The sequence below is a fragment of the Actinoplanes sp. NPDC051470 genome (genome assembly GCF_040682035.1).
GTDB lineage: Bacteria > Actinomycetota > Actinomycetes > Mycobacteriales > Micromonosporaceae > Actinoplanes.
This window is the reverse complement of the sequence record NZ_JBFBAA010000013.1, coordinates 1-25,566: the sequence shown is the minus strand read 5'-3', so window position 1 is coordinate 25,566 and position 25,566 is coordinate 1. Positions and strand designations below refer to the sequence as shown.

The window sequence follows — 25,566 nt, the reverse complement described above, 5'->3', positions numbered from 1 at the left end:
CTCTGCGACGCCGGCCTGGCTCACCCCGGCGTGCTGCGCTTCGTGGCCTGGTATCAGCTCGAGCGGGGCGAGCCGGCCGCCCGGCGGGCCTCGACCACCGCCGCGATGGCCGACAAGGTCGCGGCGATCGCTCAGGCCCAGAGCCGGGGCGTCGTCACCGACCACATCGCGGCGGGCGAGATCCTCGCGCTCGTGCTGGCCCTGGCCAACATGTGGCAGCTGCGCGAACCGGAATTCCTCGACCTGGTCGAACCGGGCCGCCGCCGCGCCGCCGTGGTCGAAGCGGTCCGCCGCCTGACCGCCCCGCCGGGCACCTAGGCCTTGGAAGACGGCTCATCCGGTGGCCGGTTCGGGGCACTTGTCGACCGGCTGGACGGATATTGCGGTGGTCAGATCGTTCGTGACCTCGCCGGCCTTGGTCTTCGGCACCACGGTGCCCCGGGTGAGCCGCACGACGGCGCCGCAGGCGACCCCGGCGGGCGTGGTGACCCGCAACGCCGGCTTGGGCTTCTCCGGGCCGTTCCAGGTGGCGCCGACCGCGGCGAGCTGGCCGACGTCCGCCCGGCCCTTGATCAGGCTGAAGCCGATCAGGGCCGTGAGCAGCGCGCCGAGGCCGTTGCGCCAGGCCGTTGCCGCCTCCCGGCCCCGCGGCAGCTCGGTACGCAGCAACCGGTCCCGGTGCTGGACCCGGCGCAGATCGTCGAGCGTCGCCGGGCCGGGTCCCGGTGCGATGCTGAACCGGCTCCCGGTGGCGTGGCCGGTTGCCGCTGGATCGTTCACCGCGGTACGGCCGAGATGGTCAACGTCCAGTAGGCGCCGCAGCCGGGCCGACCCTCCGGGCGGTGGGGGTGGTCGGCGTCGCAGGTGCACATCATGGGTTCCACATGCTCGAGCAGGGCCGGTCGGTGTTGTGGACCCAGTCGCTGCACCTTCGCGGTGACCTCACCGAGCTCGGCGAGCGCAGTCCCGAGCTGTTCGCGGCCCTCCAGCGGGTTCGTGACGAACTGGAGCGTTTCCCGGACGACCGCCGTTGATCACGACCGAGGTGGTTCAGGTGGTGGACAGCAGGCGGCTCAACCATGCGGCACGGGTACGGCGGGCGCCGGCCGAGATCGGGGCGGCCGGGAACAGGGCGTCGAAGCCGTGGAAGCCGCCGTCCCAGATGTGCAGTTCGGCGCGCCCGCCGGCGGCCCAGATCCGGTACGCGTGGGCGACGTCCTCGTCGCGGAAGACCTCGGCCGAGCCGGCGTCGATGTAGGCGGGCGGCAGATCGGAGAGGTCGGCGGCGAGCGCGGGTGACACATACACGGGAACGTCGCCCTCGATGCCGTCGAGCACGGACCGCCAGCCGAACTCGTTCATCGCGCGGGTCCAGACGCCCGGCTCGCCGGCGAACTGGCGGCTCGACGCGCTCCGGTTGCGGTGGTCGAGCATCGGCCCGATGAGCACCTGGCCGGCGATCGCCGGGCCGCCACGGTCACGGGCCATCAGGGTGATCCCGGCGGCGAGGCCGCCGCCCGCGCTGAGGCCGGCCACGACGACGCGCCGCGGGTCGATGCCGAGCTCGGTCGCGTGCTCGAGCGTCCAGGTCAGGCCGAGATAGCAGTCGTCGACCAGGGCGGTGCCCCGGGCTTCGGGGGCCAGCCGGTAGTCCACCGAGACCACGACGGCGCCGAGGTCGCTCAGCCAGTCGAGCGGGATGTCCAGTTGCGAGTACCGGTTGCCCATGACCATGCCGCCGCCGTGGATCCAGTAGACGCACGGCGCCGAGGCGGCCGGCGCCGCGGGACGCAGGACGGTCAGCGGCATCGTGGTTGCCGGCGGACCGGCCGACCAGGAACACGACGCAGTCCGGGTGCGACAGTGACGGCGCGGCCAGCAGCAGCCGGATCACCTCGTCGCTGTGACCCGGAGCGGCTGTCATGGTGGCGTGGAATCCGTGCCCGACGATCATCTGATTCTCCTGGCTCGTGCGGCGTGGCGATCTGTGTGTGGTTCCACCATGACTCGCTGAACAGCCGAAACGTTAGATCGATCCTTCTCCGCTCTTGCACGATCCTGTCGCGCTCACCGCGGCGTACGGATCCCTGATCTTGATCGAAGTGGTTTGACACCGGGTTCCCGCCAGCTAACATCCGTCAATGCGTAGTCGCGTTCTGACGGTGCTTCTTCTTGTGCTCGCCCTTCTGATGCCGGCCTCGGTCGCGTCCGCCCGCGGTGTCGTGGCCGATCTGGCGACGCGGCTCGCCGCGATCCCCGGCATGACGGTCGTGTCGCGCACCGAACCCACCGGATACCAGTTCTTCGTGCTGACCTACCGTCAGCCGGCCGACCACCGGCACCCCGGCGGCGGCACCTACGAGCAGCGGCTCACCCTGCTGCACCGGGCCGACGACGCGCCCGTCGTGCTCGCCACCAGCGGTTACGGCCTGCCGGCCACGCCCGGGCCGTCGCGTACCGAGCCCACCACGCTCCTGAACGCCAACCAGGTCTCGGTGGAACATCGCTTCTTCAGCCCGTCGCGCCCCGCTCCGGCCGACTGGTCCGACCTGAACATCTGGCAGGAGGCCAGCGACGAGCACCGCATCGTCCAGGCCTTCAAGGCCATCTACGCCGGCAAGTGGATCCAGACCGGTGGCAGCAAGGGCGGCATGACGTCGGTCTACCACCGGCGCTTCTATCCGAACGATGTGGACGGCGTGGTCGCCTACGTCGCCCCGAACGACCCGCTCAACGAGCTCGACGGCGCGTACGACCGGTTCTTCGCCACGGTCGGCGACCCGGCCTGCCGCAGCGCGCTGAACGGCGTACAGAAGGAAGCTCTGAAGCGCCGTGACCGCCTGGTGCCGATGCTGCAGGCGGATGCCGCGGCGAACGGCTGGACGTTCACCCGGACGCTGGGCACGGCCGACCGGTCGCTGGAGCTGACCGTGCTGGACACGGTGTGGGCGTTCTGGCAGTACCTGGGAACCTCGTCCTGTGCCGGCGTGCCGCCCGCCACGGCCACCGACCAGCAGCTGTACGACTGGATCGACGCGGTCGCGAGCTGGTCGTTCTACACCGACCAGGGCCTGGAGTACTACTGGCCGTACTACTACCAGGCGGCCACCCAGCTCGGCTGGGCCGACCTGCGCTTCGACCACCTGCGCGGGTTGCGCCGGTACCCCGGGCTCTACACGGCGAACTCGGCCCTGCCCCGAGAGCTGCGCAAGCCGCACAACCCGCTGCCGATGATCGATGTGGACCTGTGGGTGCGCACGCTCTCGCAGCGCATGATGTTCGTCTACGGCCAGAACGACCCGTGGAGCGCCGAGCGCTTCGCCCCAAGCCGGCGTGACTCCTATCTGTACGTCGCACCGGGCGCCAACCACGGCGCGAGGATCGCCGGGCTGAACCCGGCGGACTCCGCGGCGGCGACGGCCACGCTGCGGCGCTGGGCCGGTGTCTCGACCGCGACCGCGGAGCTCCGCACCGTCCCGCTGCCGTTGGACGACATGCTCCCGACGCGCGGCGCCCGGAGGTAGCGCGAGGTAGTACGACCGAGAAGCCGGCGGGTCCGTGACGGGCCCGCCGGCTTCTTCGTGCTCGCCATTCCAATCGCGACATTCCTCGGACTGACCCTTGCCACTGACTGTGACCCATGGCACAGTCAGTGGCACCCAGTGCCGTACATCGATGTATCGGCGGCACAGAGTGCTGGGTCAGGAGGGTTCGGACATGAGTCGAATGCTGCGGGTGGCGCTGGCGACCGCGTTGGTGGGCGCCACGATGGTCGTCGGGCCGGCGCCCGCCACGGCCACGGTGAGCGCGGTCCCGCGATGCGCCGAGCTGGCCGGGAAAGAGATCCCGTCCTCGGTGATCAGCCTGCCGACCCGCGGTGGCCGCGTCGAGTCGGCCGCCTTGGTGACCCAGGTCGTGAGTGGCCGGACCGTGGAGTACTGCGACGTGCGCGCGGCGCTCTTCCCGAAGGATCCGTCCGCTCCGGACATCCGGCTGCGGATCGGCCTGCCGGTCGGCTGGAACCGCGACACGATGATGTTCGGCGGCGGCGGATACAACGGCACCATCCCCGACATCGCCCAGAACGTGCCGTTCGGCCGCCCCGACCAGCCGACGCCCCTGGCTCGGGGATATGCGACGTACGCGAGCGACTCCGGACACCAGGCCGGTCCCGCGGCGTCGCTGGACGGGTCCTTCGGCCGCAACGACGAGGCGCTCCGGAACTTCGCCGCCGGCGACGCGCTCAAGAAGACCCACGACGCCGCCCTGTACCTGGTCCGTCATGGCTACGGCGTACGTCCCGGCCGGGCGTACTTCGCGGGCGGATCGACCGGCGGTCGTGAGGCTCTGGTCGTCGCGCAACGGTGGCCGGACGCCTTCGACGGCGTCATCTCGGCCTACCCGGCCTGGAACAACATGGCCGAGGCCCTGTATCTCGGGTACCTCGCGCAGGTGATGTCCCGTCCCGGCGCGTTCCCCGGGCCCGACAAGCAGACCCTCCTCTACAACAGCGTCATGGCGGCCTGCGACGGCCGGGACGGTGTCGAGGACAAGGTCATCTCGAATCTCGGCGGCTGCCACTTCGACCCCCGGGTGCTTCGCTGCCCCCGAGGCGCCGACACCGGGCCCACCTGCCTCTCCGACCCGCAGATCGCCTCGGTGACCGCCGCGTCCACCCCGTTCAGCTGGCCGTACCGGATCGCCAGCGGCGAGCGGTACTACCCCGGCTTCCCGTTCCTCTCCGGCGCCGACATGAGGACGCCGTATCTCGGGTTCGGCGTCACCGCACCCGCCAACCCCATGCCACCCACGAGCGCGTACGGCTTCCAGTACTGGGACCAGTGGGTCAAGTACTTCCTGACCAGGGACCCCGGCTACAACTCCCTCGACGTCGACCCGCGGCGCCCCGGGAAGTGGTTTCCCCGGATCAGCTATCTCTCCACCATCCAGGACCGCAACAACGTGGACCTCCGCCCCTTCGCGCGTTCCGGCGGACGGCTGATCCTGATGCACGGTTCCGCGGACGAGCTCGTCTCCCATCGCTCCACCAACGACTACTACCGGCGCGTGCTCGCCAAGGTCGGCGCCCGGCCGACGAACGAATTCATGCGGTACTACCTCGCGCCGGGTGCGAATCACGCCAACTTCGGGGCGCCGGCGTTCGCCGCCACCTGGGACTCGCTGACCGCCCTGGAGCAGTGGGTGGAGGACGGGCGGCCGCCGGCCCGACCGGTGGTGCAGGACCCCAGGGACGGCCGGACCCGCCCGCTCTGCGAGTACCCGCGCTGGCCGAGATACCGGTCGGGCGATCCCGACCTCGCGCAGAGCTTCGTGTGTTCGCAGTGACCTCGACCGACAACCGGCCGGAAGGGGGCCGGGTGGCGGTACGCACGCGGGCGCTGACCAAGGTGTTCCGGGGCTTCCGCGCGGTCGACTCGGTGGACCTCGAGGTCCGCGAGGGCACCGTGCACGCGCTGGTCGGTCCCAACGGCGCGGGCAAGACCACCCTGTTCAACCTGCTGACCGGCTTCCTGTCACCGACGTCCGGGGCGATCATGGTGTTCGACGAGGACATCACCGGCCGGCCGCCCGAGCAGGTCGCGCGCCGGGGCGTGGCCAGGTCGTTCCAGATCACCAGCCTCTTCGAGACGCTGACCAGTCGCGAGCACGTGGAACTCGCTCTTCAGGGCCACGGCAGCCAGGGGTTCCGGTTCTGGCGGTCGGAGAAGCTGCTGGGCCGGCACCGGGCCCGTGTGGACGAGCTGCTGTCCCAGGTGGGACTGATGTCGCTGGCGGACAAGCAGGTCGGACTGCTCGCGTACGGCCAGAAGCGCGCGCTGGAGCTGTCCCTGGTGCTGGCGCTGGACCCACCGGTGATGCTCCTCGACGAGCCGACGGCCGGGATGGGGATCGAGGATGTCGACCGCACCATCGAGCTGGTCCGCCGGATCGCGGCCGGCCGCACCGTGGTGTTCGTCGACCACAACATGCATGTCGTCGGCAGCCTGGCCGACCGGGTGACGGTGCTGCAGCAGGGCAAGGTGCTGGCCGAGGGCCGCTACGACGAGGTCCGCGACGACGAACGGGTGATCACCGCGTACTTGGGCGAGGCCGACCATGCTTGAGGTCACCGGTCTGAAGGCGTGGTACGGGCAGGCGCAGGCGTTGCACGGGGTGGACGTACGCGTGGGCGAGGGCGAGGTCGTCTCGCTGGCCGGGCGCAACGGGGCCGGCAAGACCACCCTGGTGCGCTGCCTGATCGGCCTGCACCGGCAGGTCGCCGGCACCGTCCGTCTGCACGGCCGGGACGTCACTGGCCTGCCCGCGCACCGGCGGGCCCGCGCCGGCATGGGCTGGGTCCAGGACGACCGCGGCATCTACGCCGGCCTGACGGTGGAGGAGAACCTGCTGCTCCCGCCCAGGGTCTCCGACCGGGCCTGGCCGCTGGACCGGGTCTACGAGGCGTTCCCCGTGCTCGCCGAGCGGCGCAAGGCGTCGGGCACCACGCTGTCCGGCGGGGAGCAGCAGATGCTGGCCATCGCCCGGGTGTTGCGGACCGGGGCCCGTCTGCTGCTCATGGATGAGCCCTCCGAGGGCCTGGCTCCGGTGGTGGTGGCCCGGATCGGGGAGATCATCCGCGAGATCAAGGCCGGCGGCGCCGGCGTGCTGCTCATCGAGCAGAACGTCAAGTTCGCGGCCACCGTCGCCGACCGGCACTACCTGCTCAGCCAGGGCCGGATCGTGGAGACCCTGGACAACTCCGAGTTCCGGCGGCGCGAGGGCGACCTCCTCAAACACCTCGGCATCTGACCACTGTGGAGAAAATCATGATGAGCAAGCGAATCTGGGCCGGCGTCCCGGCCATGACGGTCGTCCTGCTTCTCGGCGCCTGCGGTGGCGGAGGCCCCGGTGGGTCGGGTGGCGCCTTCTCGGGGGACAAGCTGGTGCTGGCGGTGCTCAACGACCAGTCCGGGGTCTACAAGGACGCGTCCGGGCCGAACTCCGTCAAGGCGGTCAAGATGGCCGTCGCCGACTACCAGAAGAAGTACGGCGACAAGGCGGTCGTCAAGAAGATCGAGGTGACCTCGACCGACCACCAGAACAAGCCGGACATCGCCAACACCAAGGCCGCGGAGCTGTACGAGCGCGGGGGAGCGGACGTCATCCTGGACGTGCCGACCTCGTCCGCCGCCCTGGCCGTCGCCAACCAGGCGAAGACCCACAAGAAACTGTTCCTCGACGTGAGCGCGGCGACCACCGCGCTGACCGGCGCCCAGTGCAACAAGTACACCTTCCAGTGGGCGTACAACACGTACCTGCTCGCCAACGGCACCGGCACGACGGTCACCCAGAGCGGCGGCAAGAAGTGGACGATCATCTTCCCCGACTACGAGTTCGGGCAGAACATGACCAAGTCCTTCACCGACGCGATCACGAAGGCGGGTGGCGCGGTTCAGGAGACCATCCCGACGCCGTTCCCGAACGAGAACTTCGCGACCTTCCTCACCAAGGCCGGCAGCAGCAATCCCGACGTGATCGGCACGATGCACGCCGGCGGTGACCTGATCAACCTGGTCAAGCAGTTCAACGAGTCGGGGCTGAAGGACAAGGGCGTCGAGCTGGCCGTCGGGCTGATGGTCATCAACGACATCCACTCGCTGGGCGTGGAGCAGTTCGCCGGCACGCTGTTCACCGACCCCTGGTACTGGAACATGGACGCCGAGGCACGCGCCTGGGCCGACCGGTTCCTGGCCGAGACCGGCAACCGCCCGAGCTTCGAGCACGCCGGCAACTACTCCGCGGCGCTGCAATACCTGGAGGCGGTCCAGGAGGCCGGCACCGACGACACCGACGCGGTGGTCGGGAAGCTCGAGGGCAAGAAGGTCAACGACGTGTTCCTGCGCAACGGCGAGATCCGCGCCAAGGACCACTCGGTCGTCCACGACGCCAACCTGGCCCGGGTCAAGAAGCCGGCCGACGTGAAGGAGCCCTGGGACTACGAGGAGATCGTGACCAAGATTCCGGCGGCCAAGGGGTTCCCGCCGGCCGAGGCGTCCGGCTGCTCGATGAAGCCATGAGCGCGGTTCTCCAGTACGTCGTACAGGGACTGGCGGCCGGCAGCTTCTACGCGCTGGCCGCCCTGGGACTGGCGGTCATCTTCGGGGTGCTGGGCGTGGTGAACTTCGCCCACGGCGCGTTCTACATGCTCGGCGCGGTCGCCACCGCCGTCCTGCTCGACACCCTCGGTCTCACGCTGTGGTGGTCGCTGCTGGTGGTGCCGGTGCTGATGTTCGTCTTCGGCGTCGTGGTGGAGCGGCTGCTCGTCCAATGGCTGCTCCGGCTCGACCCGCTCTACAACCTGCTGCTCACCTTCGGCCTCACCCTGGTCCTCGTCGAGCTGGTCAAGCAGCGGTACGGCGTCTCCGGGCTGCCGTACCAGCTTCCGGGCGGGCTCACCGGACGCGTCGACCTGGCCGGCGTGGTGCTGCCGCGCTACCAGCTGTTCGTCCTGCTGTTCTCGGTGGCGGTCTGTGTGCTCGTCTGGCTGATGATGACGCGGACCAGGGTCGGCATGATCGTCCGGGCCTCGACCGAGAAGCCCGAGCTTGCCCGGGCCCTGGGCATCAACGTGGGTCGCTGGGTGACGCCGGTCTTCGGCTTCGGCGTCGCGCTCGCCGGCCTGGCCGGGGTGCTCGCGGCGCCGTTCCGGGCGATCACCGCCGACATGGGCAACAACTTCGCCATCATCCTGTTCGCGGTCGTCGTCATCGGCGGGCTCGGGTCGATCCTCGGTGCGGTGGTCGCGGGCTTCCTGGTGGGCCTGGTCGAGGCGTTCGGGCAGGCGTACGCCCCGACGTTCGCCCAGATCCTCATCTTCGTCCTGATGGCCCTGATCATCCTGGTCCGGCCGGCCGGGCTGTTCGGACGTAAGGAGGCGACGGCATGACGCAGTCCGCGGTTACCGAGGCTCCGGTCACCGGTGCGGACGCGCCCCCCGCGGGACGCGACCCGAAGGTGCGGTGGATCCTGCTGGCCGCCGGCCTGGTGACCGCGCTGGCGCTGCCCTGGTTCGTCTACCCGCCGGTCGCGATGGACATCGTGGCGCTGGCGCTGTTCGCGATCGCCCTGGACATCCTGCTCGGCTACGCGGGCCTGCTCTCCTTCGGACACGCGGCGTTCTGGGGCAGCTCGGCCTACGTCGCCGGCCTGATCGCGACGCACTACGGCGTGCCGTTCCCGGTGGCGGTCGTCGGCGGCGCGGTGTTCGCGATGATTCTCGCCATTCCCATCGGGTACATGTCGGTGCGCCGGTCCGGGATCTACTTCGCGATGGTGACGCTCGCCTTCGCGCAGATGGTCTACTTCATCGGCTACCGGTGGAGCGACCTGACCGGTGGCGAGAACGGGCTGCAGGGCGTACCCCGCTCCTTTTTCGGCATCGAGCTGGTGGAGACCCAGTCGTTCTACTTCTACTACGCGGCCCTGCCGATCCTGCTGTTCGGCATGTGGGCGGCCTGGCGGATCGTGCACTCGCCGTTCGGCCGGGTCCTGGTGTCGATCCGCGACAACACCCAGCGGGCCCGGGCGCTCGGCTACGAGGTGGAGAAGTACAAGCTCATCGCCTTCGTGCTGTCGGCCGGGCTGACCGGCCTGGCCGGCGGGGTGTTCGCCATCAGCCACGGTTTCGTCGCGCTGACCGAGCTGCACTGGAGCACCTCGGGCGATGTTGTTCTGATGACGGTGCTGGGCGGCATCGGCACGCTGTGGGGCGGAATCGTGGGCGCGTTCCTGACCGTGATGCTGGCCGACTACCTCGCCTCGTCCGGTTTCCACGGCATCGACCTGGTCACCGGCGCGGTCTTCGTGCTGGTGGTGCTGCTGTTCCGCCGGGGCGTCTGGGGTACCGTGCGTCACCAGTGGCTGGCCCGGCGGCTGCGACGCAGGTCGTCGCGGCGCAGCCCGGACAGCGCGGACCCAGGAGAGGGCACCGGTCGGTGACATCGCGGAACATACTCGAGACCAAGTACCGGATCTCGGAGATCGCGATGGCCCTCTTCCTGAAGGAGGGGTACGCGAACGTCACGGTCGAAGCCGTCGCCGAAGCGTCCAGCGTGTCCCGCCGCACCGTCTTCCGGCACTTCCAGAGCAAGGACGAACTGGTCTTCCCGGACCACACCGAACACCTCGGGCTGGTCGAGCGCTGTCTGGCCGAGTCCGCCCCCGGCACCGACCCGGTGGACGCCGTCATCGCGGCCACCGAGGAGTCGCTGCGCGATTTCCTCAGCCGGCCCGAACTCGTCCTCCGGCGGTACAAGCTGACCCGCGTCGTGCCCGAGCTGCGGAAGCGGGAGGTCGTCGAACACGAACGGTACGTGGCGCTGACCCGGTCGTTCCTGCGTGATCGCCTCCCGCCCGACGCACCCTCGTTCCAGTCGATGGCCCTCGCCGCCCTGATCGACGCGATCCACCGCTCGGCGCTCGGCAATTGGGTCCGTGAGGGCGGCGCGACCGATCCCCTCGCCGAGCTGGCCGCGGGCATGGAATGGGTCCGCCGCCTGATGGTTCACCAGTCGGCCTTCTCGACCGCTCCGGTGCTTCTCGCGCTGCTCCCCGACACGCCGCAGACCCGCCGCGTCCTGACCTCCCTGAAGGACCAGGCGAAGGAACTCGACTAGCGGCGGACGGCCATGATGAGGCCGCTGCCGACCGGTAGTTCGGTGGTGACCAGGTCGTCGTGTCCGGTGAGGGTTCGCCGGATCTGGTCCAGGATCGCGTGGTGGGCGGGGTCGGGGTGGCGGTCTGGATCCATGTCGTCGACGAGCAGGCAGCCGTGGCCGTTGAGGGCGGCGATGGTGTGGTCCAGGCCGGTCCATTTGCCGGCCGGCGCGTCGGCGAAGATCAGGTCGAAGGTGCCCAGGTGCGGTAGCAGGGCCTCGGCGTCGCCGGTGCGGATGTCGAAGCCGTCGGGCAGGCCGGTCCGGCGTACGGCGTCAGCGAGTTCTTCGTTGTTGTCCACCGAGGTGACCCGTACGTCGCGGCGGATGCCGAGGCCGTGCGCGATCCAGGCCAGGCCGACGCCGGCGCCGGTGCCCAGCTCGAGAATGCGGCCGCCGACCGGCACCGCGGCGCTCAGCGTGGCGAGTAACCGGCCGGTGAGCGGTTCGCTGGAGCAGGCGAAGCCGGCGTCGTCGGCTCGGTCATGGGCGGCAGTCACCGCGGCGGGCAGCGGGATCACCGGCCCATTATGGTGCCGCGCGGGAACACCAACCGGGCGGGGGAGTACTTCTGTACCGAGGGGTACGATCGCGCGATGAGTGGTTCCCGCAGCACCGTGATGGGCCGGCCTCGGGGCTTCGACATCGACGAGGCGCTGGAGCGCGCCATGCGGGTGTTCTGGGAGCAGGGGTACGAGGGTTCGAGCCTCACCGACCTGACCGGCGCCATGGGAATCACCCGGACGAGCATGTACGCGGCCTTCGGCAACAAGGAGCAGCTGTTCCGCAAGGCCCTGCAGCGGTACGTGGACGGCCCGGCCGGCTACCTCGACGATGCCCTGGCGCAGCCGACCGCCCGGGCCGTGGCCGAGGCGCTGCTGCGCGGAGCGGTCCGTACCGCCACCCTTCCCGAGAATTTCGCGGGGTGCCTGACCATCCAGGGCGCGCTGTCGGCCAGTGCCGAGAACCGTCCCGTCCATGACGTGCTCGTCCAGTGGCGCAACGCCGCCGGCGACCGCCTCGAGCAGCGTTTCCGCCGCGCGTCGGACGAGGGGGACCTGCCCGGCGACACCGATCCGCAACGGCTGGCCCGTTACATCATGGCGGTGGCGTTCGGCATTCCCGTGCACGCGGCCAACGGCCTCGATCGCGCGGAGCTCGACGGGATCGTCGACCAGGTGATGTTGTCCTGGCCGTGACGCCGTCCCGGCCTCACTCGTCGTCCTGGCCTCACTCGTCGTTCCGGTAGAACTCGCTGGGGTCGCCGGCCAGGGAGGCCTTGACGTGGGCGCTCCACTCGTCGGCGAGCACCTCGACGCGGTCCTGCTCGATCCCGTCCAGGCCGGCCCGCACGAGGACGGCCGGGTCGCCCTTGGGGCCGTCGTAGTCACTCAGCCCGGTGTCGGCGGCGCCGAGGTGCAGGGCGGTGACCAGGGTCTTCTGCTCGGCGAGCTCCAGGCGTACGCCGTTGGTCAGGTTCCACTCGGCGGCCTTGGCGACGCCGTAGGCGGTGTGGCCGGGATAGTTGAACCACGACATCGCCGACAGCACGTTGAGGATCGCACCGTCGGACAGCCGTGGGGCGAAGGCCCGGATCATCGCGAGCGTGCCCCAGACGTGGGTGTCGAGCTCGCGGCGGATCCGGTCGAGGTCGCCGGTGACCAGGCCGGTCGCCGTGTCGATGCCGGCGTTGTTGACAAGCAGCGTGACGTCCGGTGCGGCGGCCGCCGCGGCGGCGACCGAGTCCGGGTCGGTGATGTCGAGCGGAAGCACCGTGGCGCCGGGGAGGTCGACGAGTTCGGGTCGGCGGGCGGTGGCGTACACCTTGGCGCCGCGGGAGAGAAGCTGCTCGGCGAAGTGCTTGCCGAGGCCGCGGTTGGCCCCGGTGACGAGGGCGACGGCTCCTGAGATCTGCATGGCTCCCACGCTAAAACCTGACATAGATGTGAGAGACAACCGCTTGAGAGCGCGGTCACACGGCTTACGCCGTACGCCATCTACACCGTCGGACGGTGCCCGCTTGACTCTCAATCAGGTCGAGAGGCGAGGATGGGAAGCCGTGCAGCGCCTCTCTAGTGGACGGATCTCCATGTTGCGAACGAAAAGGTTGATCGCCGGCGGAGTCGCCGCGATCGTCACCGCCGGCCTCGTGTCGGTCACGATGACGGCGCAGGCCGACACCCGGGCGCCGGCCCCGGCACTCGCCGAGTTCCTGCGGACCACGATGGACGAACTCGCCTTCCAGGAGGTGCTCGACCTCGCCCCGCCGGCCACGGTCAAGGTGAAGGCGACCGCCGACAAGGAGGGGGCGCCGCGGGTCAAGGGACTCGCCGCCGCGGCCGCCGAGCCGATCTCGCAGCAGCCGCAGATCGACGCCACCGTCCTCGAGCTGGACGGCTACGGCCGGATCACCGGCTCGGCGACCGTGCTGATGAGCCCGCAGTACCAGCACGGTGTGGTCGTGCCGGTCGACGAGAACCATCACACCAGCGCCGTGCGGTGGCGGCAGTGGGACGATGCCGGCTGGTACGCCAACCAGGCGCGGGGGACGATCGACATCGTGCCCGGCCGGGAGGACGCGCCCCTGGACTTCATGTCGCCGTACCCGGCCTCGGTGCTCAAGCTGATGGTCAACTTCGGCGTGTTGCGCCTGGTCGACCAGGGTCAGATCGCGCTCGACGACACGTACGCGTACCAGCCGGCGACGATCAGCTCGCTCTGCGGCGAGGCGAGCAGTGACACGATCCGCAACTACGTCGACAAGTCGCTGACCGAGTCGTCGAACGCGGCGACCTGCGCGCTGATCAAGATGATGCATGACCGCGGCGCGATCGACGGGCTCAACCAGGCGTTCCAGGATCTCGGCCTGGAGACGTTGCAGCTCAAGAACACCAACCCGGTCAACGGCGGGCGCTGGGGCAACCCGGTCACGATGAGCTCGCTGGACACCGCGAAGCTGCTGTCCGTCGTCAACGGGGGCGCCGGCACGTTGTGGACGACCCCGGCCGGCGTGCCGGTGACCAGGGACGTCCTGTCCTCCGCGTCGCGCCGGCTCTTCATGTCCAAGCTGGGTGAGCAGGGCTGGAACTGGATGTTGTCGACGCCGAACTACTGCGGCCGGGACTATCCGGCGGCGGGCATCCCGCAGCGGGTCGCGGACCGGTGGGTCGCCGAGGACGGCACGGTCACCGTCGCGGGCGAGGCCTTCGGCCAGGACGTGCGGCCCTGCAACGAGGCCGCCGAGGTGACCTTCGCCCACAAGCCGGGCTGGGTGAACAACACCGGCTCCGACGCCGGCGTCGTCAGGTCGTTGCCCGGCGCGGCCGACCGGCACTACATCGTCGCGGTCTTCTCCAACCTCGGTGACCAGTACCAGGACCCGGAGCGCCCGGCGACCCCGCCCGGCACCGTCCCGGTCGAGTACACCCAGAAGTTCGCGCGGCTCGGCGCGGCCCTCGACCAGTACGAGGCCGCCAGGAGCTAGAGTGCTGTCCCGCCGCCGTGCTCCGCTACCACCGCCACGAGCAGTGGTAGGGGAGAGCGGCATCGCGGCCCCGAACACCGTCAGGACCTACCACTGCTGCGGGGCAGCCGAGGACGGCTGGGGGCTACCGCTGGTTTCCCGCGCGCAGCCAGGCGATGTAGTCGGCGGCAGCCGCGGCGGTGTCGTACCGGGGCTCGAACCCGGTGTCCTCGCGCAGGCGCGTGATGTCGAGCCAGCTCACCGGGTGGTCCCCGGCCGAGGGGAGTTCGCACTGGAAGCCGGGCTCGACGGAGTTGATCGCGGTGACGACGTCGGCGTTGCTCGTGGCGCGACCGGAGGCGACGTTGTACGTGGGGTGGTTCAGCTTCCCGGCGAGCTGCAGCAGCGCGAGCGCGCGACCGGTGTCCTTGACGTAGAGCAGGTCGAGAGCGTCGTCGGCGTGCGGCGGTGCGAGCAGTCCGGACAGGTCGGGTTGGCTGCGCCGGGCGGCGGCATGAGCCAGGGAGGGTGCGGCGAAGAACGGGTCGGGCAGGTGGCCGCCGGGACCCCAGGTGCCGGAGATGCGTGCGTTGACGATGTCCACGTCGGTCACGTCCGAGAGGTGGCCGGCGAGAAGTTCGGTGATCTTCTTGAACGTCGGGATGGGGTGGAAGTACCCCAGGGGGATCGGCACGTCCTCGGTCAGCGCGCCTCCGGAGCCGAAGCCGTAGACGCCGATGGTGCTCGCGGCCACGACACGGCGCACACCCCAGGCCTGCGCGGCGCGGACGATGTTGAGGAACGCATCCAGCGCCCCCCTCGTGGCCTCGATCGGGTCGACGTCGGTCACCGGCCACGGCAGAGCGACGGCGAGGTGCACGATCCCGGTGATCGGGTACTGCCGGCCCACGGCGAGCAGGGCGTCGAGGTCGGCGACGTCGGCCTGGACGACGTGGATGGGAAGGTCGGCCAGGTGCGGGGGGACCTGCGGGGTGCGGCGCTGGAGCAGGACGCACTCCTCGCCGGCGTCGGTGAGGGCGCGGACGGTGTGGGAGCCGATGAAGCCGAGCCCTCCGGTGACGAGGATCATGGTCGCGCCTTTCGCAGCAGGTCTGATCGTCAGTAGTACTGACGATCAGGCTAAGCCTAAGATGGGACCCGTGTCCACCGAGCCGAGCACCACCGCTGACCCGCACGAGGTCTTGGGGTACCTCCTCAAGCACGCGGCCCTCAAGCTCGCGGCGTTGACGGACGCGGCGCTCGAGCCGCTGGGGATCGACAGCAAGGACTTCGGGGCGCTCCGGGTCCTGGCCCACCGGGAGCCGGCGTCGCAGCTGCAGGTGGCGCAGACGCTCGGCATCGACCGCACCACGATGGTGGCGTTGCTGGACGTGCTCGAGGGCAAGGGCATCATCACGCGGCGCCCGGACCCCGCAGACCGGCGCAGGAACGTCGTCGAGCTCACCGCACCGGGGTTGCAGACCTACGACGCGGCGGAGCTGGCGTACGGAAAGGCCGAGAGCGCGTTCGTGGCCGCGATCAGTCCGAATGCGACCGATCAGCTTCGCCGGACACTGCGCACCCTCGTGGAGAACTGACCCGGGCCCGGGTCACCGGTGACCCGGCCTGAACAATGTGGGTGGCGGAAGCTCGGAGAACTCTTCCGCCACCCCATTTCATGAATCCCTATTGTGCCGTCCGATAAATGACCCGAGGTGCCGGATTCACGCCGAATGATCGCTTGAAATGAATGCCGAGCCGATCAGAAGTGGACGATCCGCAGCGTCGGGGAGCCGCCGTTCGCGCCGACGGTGATCACGAACAGCTCGGTGGCGTACTTGGACCAGGCCAGCCCGCGCAGGGCGACGACGTCGGTGGTGACGTCGAGCCGATCGACCGGCAGGACACCGCCCGGCTCGTAGACGAGCACGTCGTCGCCGGGGTTCTGGATGCCGAGCGCGAGGTACTGGTCGTCGGGGGAGATGGACACCGCGGCCGGGTGCTGTCCGACGCGGTAGGCGCCCCGGCCGACCAGATCCTCGGTCTCGTACGCCGGGAAGTCGTTGGTCGACCGGCTCGCCGTGTAGAGCAACTCGCCGGTCGCGTCGACGTCGGTGTCGACCAGGTTGCTGCCGGGGGCGTCGCTGCTGGCCCGGGCCACGAGAGCGTTGTCGTCGACCGTGTAGGCCCAGCTGGTCGAGCGGCTCAGCGCCAGCTGGCTGGCCACCAGCGGACCGTCGGCGTCGTCGGCCGACGCGAGGACCGGCGCACGCAGGAACCTCGCCTCGCCCTGCTGGGAGGTCTGGACCGTGGCCGGGCTGACCGCCGTGTCCAGGCGGCCGACGCCGCCGGTCCAGTTGTCGTCGCAGCCGTGGCCGAACCAGATGTTGTCGCCGGTGCGGGCCAGGTGGGTCGGGCAGGTTCGCGACCCGGTGGGGTACCGGTCGATCTCCTTGAGCGTGTGCACGTCGATGACGCTGATCGCGTCGCCGGCGGCGAGGGCGGCGTACAGCTTGGTGCGGTCGGCGTTGAGGGCCATGCCGGTGGCGCCGTACTGCCTGCCGATGGTCTTGCGGACCCGGCCGTCGAAGTCGGTGACGACGATGCCGTTCGAGCTGGGGCCCCCGCTGACGAAGACCAGGGAGTGTTCGTCGTCGACGACCATCGCCCCGTAGGTGGGCAGGCCCAGCGCGGTTCCGTCGGCCGCCCGCGCCGCCGTCGCGGTCAGCCCGACCAGCAGGAGTGTTCCGGCGCAAACGGCGCTGACGCGGCGCAGGACCGATTGTCTATGCATGATCCACTGCCTCATGGTGCCTCCCCCGTTGTGACAACCCGAGCATCGGGAGATTAGCGCCCGGGTTTTTGGCCTGCAACCCCGTCGAATCAGCTTGACGAGCCACCATGGACAGTCCCCGCATACACAGTGGAGAGATCGTCTGATTCTCGACCGAAGGAGCCATTGCCTTGTGGCAACTTTTCTGCGTAGCGTGTCCGTGGCAATTGCACTACACGGGGGCTTGACTTCACTTCGGCGCAGACACGACAACGTCGTGCCTGACTGCACTACATTGTCCGAAATCAATCTCATTCGCGTTGTTCCGGCACCCTGCCGGGCGACGCGGCCCTCCGTGCTGCGTTCCGACAGGTCGTGCTGGGACAACAACCACGGGGGGTTGGTGTGTCGAAATCCGTACGCGTCAGATGGTGGATCGCCGTCGTAGCGGTTCTCGCGCTGGTGGGGAGCGGGGTGTATGTGGCCGGCCGCAGGGGCGGCTGGCTGCCCGGCTCCGGCGAGGCGGCGCCGGCGACCGGCGCGACCGGTAGGGGAGTGCCCCTGGCGACCGGCCGCGAGGTCGCCACCAGCGACCGCACACCGGCCAAGCTGGTCAGCACGCCGGAACGCCCGGTGGCCAAGGTGCCGCTGCCCGCCGTCAAGCGGGTCCGGGAGCTGGTCGGCCAGCGGACCGTCAACATCAAGCGCTTCCTGCTCAAGGACGGGCGGGTGCAGGACGAGGTGTCGGCCGGGCCGCGGCACTACCGCGACGACCGGGGCCGGTGGCAGAACATCGACACCCGGATCAAGGCCAGTGACCGGCCCGGTTACCCGGCGGCGAACACGACCAACTCGTTCATCACGCACTTCGGCGACCGGACCGACCGCCTGCTGACCTTCGAGCAGGACGGCCGGCGGGTGGCCGTCGGCCTGGACGGGCCGGCCCGCCCGGTGCGGCCCGCGATCAAGGGGAGCACCGCGACCTTCGCCGTGGACGGTGTCGAGTACGCGTACACGGTGACGCCGACCGCGCTGAAGAGCGACATCCGGCTCCGGTCGGCGCCGGCGACCGCCCCCGCGTACCGATTCGTGCTGGATCTGCGCGGGGTCGGCGCGGTCGCGCGGCCGGACGGGTCGATCGCCTTCGCCGGCGGTGACGGCCCGCCGCTGTTCTACCTGCCCAAGCCGTTCATGTACGACGCCAAGGACGACGCGCGCAGCCCGTACGGCAAGGCCTACAGCAGCAAGGTGACGCAGGCGCTGACCGCACGCGGCGCCCGGTCCCTGGTGACGATCACGCCGGACGCGGCGTGGCTGACGGACGCGGCGCGGAAGTACCCGGTCGTGGTCGACCCGACCGTGAAGATCCAGCCGACGGTCACCCAGTCGCAGGACGCGATGATCACCTCGGACGAGCCGGCCCGGAACTTCGACGGCAACTGGCGGCTGTCGGTGGGCAACACCAGCAGCTCCGTCGCCCGCAGCCTGTTGCGCTTCGACCTGTCGCGGATCCCCGCCGGGACGACGCTCGACTCGGCGCAGCTGCGCACCTGGTTCGACCAGACGCACACCACCGACGCGGCCAACGTCGAGGTCGGCGCGTACCGGGTGACCGCGCCCTGGACCGAGGACACGGTCACCTGGAACTCGATCAACGGCTCGAGCGCGGATCTGGCCCAGAACAGCACCACGGTGGACAACTCGGAGGCCAACCGGACGTCGTTCAGCGGCGAGTGGACCAACACCACGGGCGCCGGCAACGGCGGCGGGTACCGGATGAACAAGGACACCCGCACCGGTGACACCTTCACCTGGGTGCCGCGGCTGACCGAGGCCGGTGTCTACACCGTCGAGGCGTACCACGTCGGCGGCGCCGACCGCGCCACCAACGCCCCGTTCACCGTGCACCACGCCGGGGGTACGGCGACGGTGAACGTGAACCAGACCACCGGCGGCGACGGGGCGTGGACGACCCTGGGCACGTACTCCTTCGCGGCCGGGACCACCCACAAGGTCGTGCTCGGCGACGTGGCAGGCAAGGCCGTCGTCGCCGACGCGGTCCGGTTCATCAAGCGCGGCACCGACGTCAAGAAGGTGAACCAGGTCAACGCCTGGCACAACTTCAGCGTCCGGGACACCGTGCAGAACTGGCTGGACGGCACCCAGGCCAACAACGGGTTCATGCTGAAGGCGACCACCGAGACCCCGAACACCGGCGGGCCCCGGTACGAGGCCGCCGAGTACGCCTACAACGGCGAGGTCGACCAGACGCCGAAGCTGCTGCTGACCTACGGCAAGCCGGGCGTCGACCTCGCGCCGCCGATGACGATCCGGTCCACCGGCGCCGATCTGAAGTGGGCTCCGTACGCCAACGACGACTACGTCGAGTACCAGATCCACCGCAGCATCTGGCAGCACTTCCTGCCCACCCGGGCCACGCTGGTCGCCCCGGTGAAGAAGGGGCAGACCGCCTACAACGACACCAGCGCCGAGCCCACGCCGGCGAACTCGGCCGAACCGTTCGGCAACGCGTTCTACTACCAGGTCGCGGTGAAGCTGCGGGACGGGTCGCTGCTCGGCTCGCAGAGCCAGCTCGTCCGCCTGCCCAAGGCGGGCCGGGTGGTCAAGGTGATCCAGGGCGACTCCCGCGACACCACGTTGTCCAGCACCGAGCCGACCGTGGGACACGACGTGCTGCAGGGCTCGCCGTGGCTGTCGGTGGGCAACAACAGCGCCACGTACGGCAAGACCCGCGCCGTCGTGAAGTTCCCGAGCATGAACGGCGTGCCGACCGGGGCCCGGGTCCTCGACGCCAAGGTCAACCTCTGGGGCTTCTACACCGTCGGCAGCGGCGCCACCTACCAGCTGCACGAGCTCACCAAGGACTTCGACGAGGGCGCCGCCAGCTGGAACCGGGCCAGCGCGGCCACCGCCTGGACCAGCCCGGGCGGTGACATCCAGGCCACCGGGCTGGGCACGGTCAGCCAGGTCACCAACGACCCGGTGGTGCGGCAGTTCGACGCCGACACGCTGGTGCAGAAGTGGATCGCCGATCCGAACACCAACAAGGGCGCCCTGATCAAGCTGGCCGACGAGGCCGGGCCGCAGGAGCGCACGCTGTTCCTCTCCGGCGAGGGCGCCGAGCCGCTGCTGCAGCCGAAGCTGACGGTGGTCTACGCCGACCCGGCGGGCACGTACTACGCCCCGACGGTGCCGAGCCGGATGATCCCGGGCGACGAGTACTCCGCCCCGGTCACCGTGGCCAACACCACCGACCAGGTGATCAAGAAGGACGACTGGGTGCTCTCGTACCGCTGGGAGACGGCGGACGGCCGGGACGTCACGACCGCCGACAACCGGCGTGACACCGCGCTCACCGCGGACCTGAACCGTGGTGACGCGCAGACGGTGACCGCGAAGATCATGACGCCGGCCCGGCAGGACACGGCCAACAAGCGGGAATCATTCGTCCTGAAATGGGACCTGCGGCAGAAGGCCACCGGGCAGTGGCTGTCGCAGACCGCGCAGATCCCCCCGCTGGCGCAGGAGATCGCCGTCGAGGACCCGACCTCGGACCAGCTCGGCCTGGAGAAGTTCTATCAGTACGGCGGCTCACCGGCCGGCGCCGGCTCGAACGTGCTGGTCAACCAGTTCGGCGGCAACGCCGTCTTCAGCTACGACGTGCTGGACAACCCGAGCCGTGGCCTGAACACGTTCGTGCGGCTCACCTACAACAGCCAGGACACGTCCAACTCGTACATCGGCTACGGCTGGTCGCTGTCCACCTCCAGCATCGCCCGGCTCGGCTCGCCGCTGCGGTTCACCGGCGGCACGCCGGACTGGCCCGAGAAGGTCGACCTGGTCGACGGGGACGGCACGACCAACGTGTTCCAGCTGAACAAGCACAACAGCACCAGGACGTCCGACTGGGACTACGACCACCCCAAGGGCGTGCACCTGTACTTCCAGCGCACCGGTGACGAGGACACCACCAAGGCGTACGTGATGACCCGGCCGGACCGGACGAAGGCGTTCTTCGACACCGACGGCTACCAGACCGCGGTCATCGACAACAACGGCAACGAGCTGAACTACACGTACGAGCGGACGTCCGCGTCCAACCTGAACACGGGCGTGCTGAAGTACATCACCGACTCGGCCGGCCGGCGCACGCTCTCGCTGGACTACTACGCGCAGGGTGACCCGCAGTACGACTACTTCGTCAACAACGAGAAGAAGAGCGGCGTCAACCTCGACAACGGCAAGATCATCGAGCAGCTGAAGTCGATCACCGACATCAACGGCCGGACGGTCACCTTCACGTACAGCAACAAGGGCCTGCTCCAGCTGGTCGTCGACGGCCAGGGCGACAGCGGGGAGAAGCCGTTCCAGTTCTGGTACGACGACAAGCTGGGCGACGGCAACCCGAAGCTGACCCGGGTCGACGACCCCCGCGGCAACCCCACGGTGGTGCGCTACTACGACACCAACGACAACCAGAACCGCCGGCTCCGGGCCAAGGCCGTGGTCGACCGCGAGGAGAAGGAAACCGTCTTCGACTACCTGAACCTCGACGGCGACGCCAACAAGCAGATCACCTCCACCATTCTCGACGCGCAGGGCCGGCTGTCCACGTTCCTGATCGACGGCTTCGGCCGGCCCACCCTGCTGACCAACGCCAAGGGTGAGAAGACCGAGCTGCACTGGGACGCCGACAACAACGTGGACCGGCTGAAGGAGGACAACGGGGCCACCACCACGTGGGTGTACGACCCCAGGACGGGCTATCCCACGGAGATCCGCGACGCCGAGGCCAACGCCGACCCGCAGGCGCCGCAGTCACCGACCAGGCTGATGTACCGCACAGGGCTGAAGGGGTACACCGCCGAGCTGATCGACAAGATCAGCCCGGAGGGACGGCACTGGGTCTTCGGCTACGACGACTTCGCCAACCTGGTCTCGGTGACCGACCCGAAGGGCGTCGCCACCGACCGGGTCGAGGGTGACTACACCACCACCTACACCTACGACCGGTACGGCCAGATGGAGTCGGCCACCGACGCGAACGAGAAGACCACCCTGTTCTCCGACTTCGAGCCGGTGGGCTATCCCAAGCGGATCACCGACCCGCTCAAGAACGTCACCACGTACGAGTACGACGTGCTGGGCAACGTGACCAGCGTCGAGGACGCCCGGAAGAAGAAGAGCACCTACGAGTACGACCTGTTCGGCCGGCCGCGGGGCAGCAAGGTGCCGAAGGACCAGGACAACGGCGTCTACATCATCACCCCGGGTCCGAGCTACGACCGCAACGACAACGTCTACGAGGACGTCCGCGCCAACGGGGCCAAGACCACGGCCACCCACGACCCGATGGACCGGATCCGTGCCGTCATGGAGCCGCCGGACACCCAGGGCGGGGCCGAACGGCGAACCAGCTACGAGTACGACAACGTCGGCAACCTGATCTGGATCACCGAGCCCAAGGGCAGCGCGAGCGCCGACCCGAACGACTACCGGACCAGGTACGTCTACGACGAGCTGAACCGCGTCCTGCAGATGACCGACGCCAAGGGCGGCAAGGTCACCTACACCTACGACCGGGTCGGCAACCTCAAGACCATCGCCGACCAGCGCAAGAACGACACGACCGACCCCAACGACGTCAACACGACCTACGAGTACGACCGCAAGCACCAGGTCACCGCGGTCCTCGACGCCGACGGGAACCGGCAGGAGACCCGCTACGACGGCGACGGGAACCCGATCGTCCGCAAGGACCAGGACGGCAACGAGACCACCACGGTCCTCGACGAGCGGGCCAAGCCGATCGAGCAGCGGGTGCCGTACAGCCGGGCCGCGGACGGCAAGGTCACCTACCGCACCACCCGGTTCGGCTACGACGAGGTCGGCAACCGCACCAAGGTGGAGACGCCGCGCGGCGTCGAGACCGAGGCGGACAAGAACGACTTCGCCAACGTCACCGTCTATGACGCGATGAACCGGGTGAAGGAACAGATCCAGCCGTACGACGAGGACGACGCGGAGTACAAGACCCCCGAGAAGACCACGTACGAGTACGACGAGGTGGGCCGGGTCAAGCTGGTCAGCTCGCCGCCGTCGGGCAAGCAGGGCCAGGACAAGCGGATCAACACCACCCACGAGTACTTCGACAACGGCTGGGTGCGGAGCAGCACCGACGAGTGGAACATCAAGACCACCTACGACTACGACGCTCTCGGCGCGCAGACCAGCCGCAAGGTCACCGGCAAGGACAAGACCCAGTCGATGAGCACGACGTACTACCCCGACGGCAAGAAGAAGACCCGGGTCGACGACGGGGACGGCGCCGGGCAGAAGAAGAAGAGCTTCGCCTACACCTACGACCTCAACGGCAACATCACCGAGATGAAGGACACCAGCTCGGACGCCAAGGTCGACCAGTACGCCCTGACCTACGACGGGCTGAACCGGGTGGACAAGATCGAGGAGAAGAAGTCCGGGACGACGAAGAACACCACCTCGTTCACCTACTTCTCCAACGGCCTGACCAAGACCCGCACCCACGACAAGCAGTTCTCCGAGTTCAACTACAACCCGCTCGACCTCGCCGCCGAGTCGAAGGTCGGCACGTCCAGCACCGATCCCAAGCTGAAGGTCACCAAGTTCACCTACACCAAGCGGCACGAGGTGAAGACCGAGACCAAGGCCAACGGCAACGTGGTCACCAAGGACTACTACCTCGACGGCCAGGAGAAGCACCAGGTCGAGAAGAAGAACAACGACGCGGTGGTCAACGAGCACAGCTACGAGTACAACCTCAACGGCCACCGCAGCAAGGACGTCGCCCACAAGCAGAACGCCGACAACAACGCGGCGTTCCTGGACACGACGACCGAGAACTCGTTCGACCCGCTGGACCGCATCCGGAAGGTGACCAAGACCGGGCACGGCGCGACGACCGAGGAATACGACCACGACGCCAACAACAACGTCATCCGGCAGAAGCTGAAGGACGGCGAGACGACCTTCACCTACGACCGCAACCGGGTGACCAAGTCGACCACGGACGGAACCACGGCCGACTACACGTACGACGACTTCGGCCGCATGGAGAAGATCAGCTCGCAGGGCATCGACCTGCAGACGTACAAGTACGACTCCTTCAACCGCGTCACCTCGGCGTCGAAGTTCCAGGGCGGCACGACGGAGTACACCTACGACCCGCTGGACCGGCAGGCCTCCCGCAAGAAGGGCAGCGAGACCACCGAGTACGGCTACCTCGGCACCTCGGAGAAGATCCTGTCCGAGGAGGTCGGCGGTCAGCTGAAGAAGTCGTACCAGTACTCGCCGTCCGGGCAGCTGTTGTCGCAGACCACCTTCACGCCCGGCGGGCAGGAGGACGCCTACCTCGGGTACAACGCGCACGAGGACGTCGAGCAGCTGACCGACGACAAGGGCAACTCGAAGTCGACGTACGGGTACACCGCCTACGGCAAGGACGACCAGCAGCAGTTCACCGGCATCGACAAGCCCAGCGGCGCCCAGCCGGGTGACCCGGCCAAGACGCCGTACAACGCGTACCGCTTCAACGGCAAGCGGTTCGACGAGGTCAGCGGCGACTACAACATGGGCTTCCGCAACTACAACCCCGGCCTGAACCGGTTCCTCAGCCGCGACTACTACAACGGGGCGCTCGCCGACCTCAACATGTCGGTCGACCCGTTCACCAACAACCGGTACGCCTTCGCCGGCGGCAACCCGGTCACCAACATCGAGATCGACGGCCACTTCTCCCTGGGCGACATCGGCGACAAGATCAAGGAAGGTGTCGACAAGCTCAAGAACGTCGCCAAGGACGCCATCGGAGCCGGTGGGGAGGCCGCGAAGGGCGCCGCGCAGAAGGCGTCCGACAAGGCCGGCAAGCTCTGGGAGCAGACCAAGGACAAGGCCAACAAGGCGATCGACAAGGGGATCGACAAGGGCAAGCAGGCGGCCGACGACCTCGGAGCGCTCCAGTCGGCCGGCGAGGGCATCGCCAAGCAGACCGAGAAGTGGACCGACGCGGCCAAGCTGAAGGACCCCGCCATGAACGCGGCCGGCAAGCTCGGTCGCAGCAAGGCCTGGAAGGCGGCCGGCCCGATCGGGGACGCCATCGGCGGTGCGCTCAGCTTCACCAAGCACAAGCGTGAGGGGGACAAGTGGTTCGCCGCCGGGACCAAGGCCGGCATCGAGACCGGCCTCAGCATGGGCCTTGGGGCGCTCGGAGCAGCAGCCGGCGGCGTGTGCGGGCCCGCGGCCCCGGCCTGTGGGGCGGTGTTCGCCGGCGCGGGGTCCTACGCCGGAGGCTGGCTGGGCGAGAAGATCACCAGCACCGACCGGTCCGGGGACGACGCGGGCATCAAGGTCGGTGACAGCACGGTCGGCCAGAAGATCGAGGACTGGTCGGACAAGCAGCAGGAGGACTTCGGCCGGGACGTCGGCATCAGTGACTGACGTCCCGCCGCGGTAGAGGCGCCGGCGCGACCGCCGCGTCCCGGTGGCGATGGCGGTACGCCCGGCCGTGGCGCCGGTGCCCGACAGTGGCCCACCGAGTGTGCTGACCGAACGCGAGC

At 69.1% G+C, this 25,566-nt stretch carries 20 protein-coding genes; 14 read left to right on the top strand and 6 right to left on the bottom strand.

Annotation, left to right across the window (positions count from 1 at the left end):
• Positions 1–42: 42 nt before the first annotated feature.
• The gene (locus AB0M54_RS22950; protein WP_364327090.1) at positions 43–318 is read left to right on the top strand and encodes a hypothetical protein; all 276 of its coding nucleotides are present in this window, start codon (positions 43–45) and stop codon (positions 316–318) included.
• 15 nt (positions 319–333) lie between these two features.
• Here AB0M54_RS22950 and AB0M54_RS22945 read toward each other — a convergent pair whose 3' ends face one another.
• On the bottom strand, positions 334–780 hold the full coding sequence (locus AB0M54_RS22945) for a hypothetical protein (RefSeq protein ID WP_364473564.1): 447 nt from the start codon (positions 778–780) through the stop codon (positions 334–336).
• Between the two features lie 104 nt (positions 781–884).
• Between AB0M54_RS22945 and AB0M54_RS22940 the strand changes: the two genes are divergently transcribed.
• Positions 885–1,034, top strand: coding sequence for a hypothetical protein (locus AB0M54_RS22940; RefSeq protein WP_364473562.1), 150 nt, complete (start codon positions 885–887; stop codon positions 1,032–1,034).
• Between the two features lie 16 nt (positions 1,035–1,050).
• Here AB0M54_RS22940 and AB0M54_RS22935 read toward each other — a convergent pair whose 3' ends face one another.
• Entirely contained in the window at positions 1,051–1,809 is a 759-nt protein-coding gene (locus tag AB0M54_RS22935; RefSeq protein ID WP_364473560.1) for an alpha/beta hydrolase, read from the bottom strand.
• Between the two features lie 332 nt (positions 1,810–2,141).
• On the opposite strand from AB0M54_RS22935, the gene AB0M54_RS22930 reads away from it, so the two are divergent.
• The 8 genes from AB0M54_RS22930 (at position 2,142) to AB0M54_RS22895 (ending at position 10,676) form a co-directional block, all read left to right on the top strand.
• The gene (locus tag AB0M54_RS22930) at positions 2,142–3,524 is read left to right on the top strand and encodes a S28 family serine protease (protein WP_364473558.1); all 1,383 of its coding nucleotides are present in this window, start codon (positions 2,142–2,144) and stop codon (positions 3,522–3,524) included.
• Between the two features lie 193 nt (positions 3,525–3,717).
• A complete protein-coding gene (locus AB0M54_RS22925) occupies positions 3,718–5,346 on the top strand; it encodes a tannase/feruloyl esterase family alpha/beta hydrolase (RefSeq protein ID WP_364473556.1) in 1,629 nt (542 codons plus the stop codon).
• A gap of 32 nt (positions 5,347–5,378) precedes the next feature.
• Positions 5,379–6,125 (top strand): ABC transporter ATP-binding protein, encoded by a 747-nt coding sequence (locus AB0M54_RS22920; protein ID WP_364473555.1) that lies wholly within the window; start codon positions 5,379–5,381, stop codon positions 6,123–6,125.
• Positions 6,118–6,810: an ABC transporter ATP-binding protein gene (locus AB0M54_RS22915; RefSeq protein WP_364327110.1), complete on the top strand. Its 693-nt coding sequence runs from the start codon at positions 6,118–6,120 to the stop codon at positions 6,808–6,810. The genes AB0M54_RS22920 and AB0M54_RS22915 overlap by 8 nt, the downstream gene beginning before the upstream one ends.
• A 17-nt stretch (positions 6,811–6,827) precedes the next feature.
• Positions 6,828–8,078 carry an ABC transporter substrate-binding protein gene (locus AB0M54_RS22910; RefSeq protein ID WP_364473554.1) on the top strand — a complete coding sequence of 417 codons (1,251 nt, stop codon included), beginning with the start codon at positions 6,828–6,830 and terminating at the stop codon, positions 8,076–8,078.
• Positions 8,075–8,947, top strand: a complete 873-nt coding sequence (locus AB0M54_RS22905; protein ID WP_364327116.1) for a branched-chain amino acid ABC transporter permease — start codon at positions 8,075–8,077, stop codon at positions 8,945–8,947. Before AB0M54_RS22910 ends, AB0M54_RS22905 begins: the two co-directional genes overlap by 4 nt.
• Complete coding sequence (locus AB0M54_RS22900; RefSeq protein WP_364327119.1) at positions 8,944–9,999, top strand: branched-chain amino acid ABC transporter permease; 1,056 nt, start codon at positions 8,944–8,946, stop codon at positions 9,997–9,999. Before AB0M54_RS22905 ends, AB0M54_RS22900 begins: the two co-directional genes overlap by 4 nt.
• Positions 9,996–10,676: a helix-turn-helix domain-containing protein gene (locus AB0M54_RS22895; RefSeq protein ID WP_364327121.1), complete on the top strand. Its 681-nt coding sequence runs from the start codon at positions 9,996–9,998 to the stop codon at positions 10,674–10,676. Before AB0M54_RS22900 ends, AB0M54_RS22895 begins: the two co-directional genes overlap by 4 nt.
• On the opposite strand, the gene AB0M54_RS22890 is transcribed toward AB0M54_RS22895, so the two are convergent.
• On the bottom strand, positions 10,673–11,236 hold the full coding sequence (locus AB0M54_RS22890) for a class I SAM-dependent methyltransferase (protein ID WP_364327124.1): 564 nt from the start codon (positions 11,234–11,236) through the stop codon (positions 10,673–10,675). The genes AB0M54_RS22895 and AB0M54_RS22890 overlap by 4 nt on opposite strands.
• Before the next feature lie 75 nt (positions 11,237–11,311).
• Between AB0M54_RS22890 and AB0M54_RS22885 the strand changes: the two genes are divergently transcribed.
• Positions 11,312–11,914, top strand: a complete 603-nt coding sequence (locus AB0M54_RS22885) for a TetR/AcrR family transcriptional regulator (RefSeq protein ID WP_364473553.1) — start codon at positions 11,312–11,314, stop codon at positions 11,912–11,914.
• Between the two features lie 31 nt (positions 11,915–11,945).
• Here AB0M54_RS22885 and AB0M54_RS22880 read toward each other — a convergent pair whose 3' ends face one another.
• Positions 11,946–12,632 carry an SDR family oxidoreductase gene (locus AB0M54_RS22880; protein ID WP_364473552.1) on the bottom strand — a complete coding sequence of 229 codons (687 nt, stop codon included), beginning with the start codon at positions 12,630–12,632 and terminating at the stop codon, positions 11,946–11,948.
• A gap of 172 nt (positions 12,633–12,804) precedes the next feature.
• On the opposite strand from AB0M54_RS22880, the gene AB0M54_RS22875 reads away from it, so the two are divergent.
• A complete protein-coding gene (locus tag AB0M54_RS22875; RefSeq protein ID WP_364327133.1) occupies positions 12,805–14,199 on the top strand; it encodes a serine hydrolase in 1,395 nt (464 codons plus the stop codon).
• A gap of 124 nt (positions 14,200–14,323) precedes the next feature.
• On the opposite strand, the gene AB0M54_RS22870 is transcribed toward AB0M54_RS22875, so the two are convergent.
• Positions 14,324–15,268, bottom strand: a complete 945-nt coding sequence (locus tag AB0M54_RS22870; protein ID WP_364327136.1) for an NAD(P)-dependent oxidoreductase — start codon at positions 15,266–15,268, stop codon at positions 14,324–14,326.
• Between the two features lie 70 nt (positions 15,269–15,338).
• Between AB0M54_RS22870 and AB0M54_RS22865 the strand changes: the two genes are divergently transcribed.
• Positions 15,339–15,776, top strand: coding sequence for a MarR family winged helix-turn-helix transcriptional regulator (locus tag AB0M54_RS22865; RefSeq protein ID WP_364327139.1), 438 nt, complete (start codon positions 15,339–15,341; stop codon positions 15,774–15,776).
• Positions 15,777–15,940: 164 nt separating this feature from the next.
• Here the strand turns inward: AB0M54_RS22865 and AB0M54_RS22860 are convergent, their stop codons facing one another.
• Positions 15,941–16,972 carry a hypothetical protein gene (locus AB0M54_RS22860; protein WP_364473551.1) on the bottom strand — a complete coding sequence of 344 codons (1,032 nt, stop codon included), beginning with the start codon at positions 16,970–16,972 and terminating at the stop codon, positions 15,941–15,943.
• A gap of 459 nt (positions 16,973–17,431) precedes the next feature.
• Here AB0M54_RS22860 and AB0M54_RS22855 point away from each other — a divergent pair, with 459 nt between their 5' ends.
• Entirely contained in the window at positions 17,432–25,447 is an 8,016-nt protein-coding gene (locus AB0M54_RS22855) for a DNRLRE domain-containing protein (protein WP_364473550.1), read from the top strand.
• The last annotated feature ends 119 nt before the right edge of the window (positions 25,448–25,566 follow it).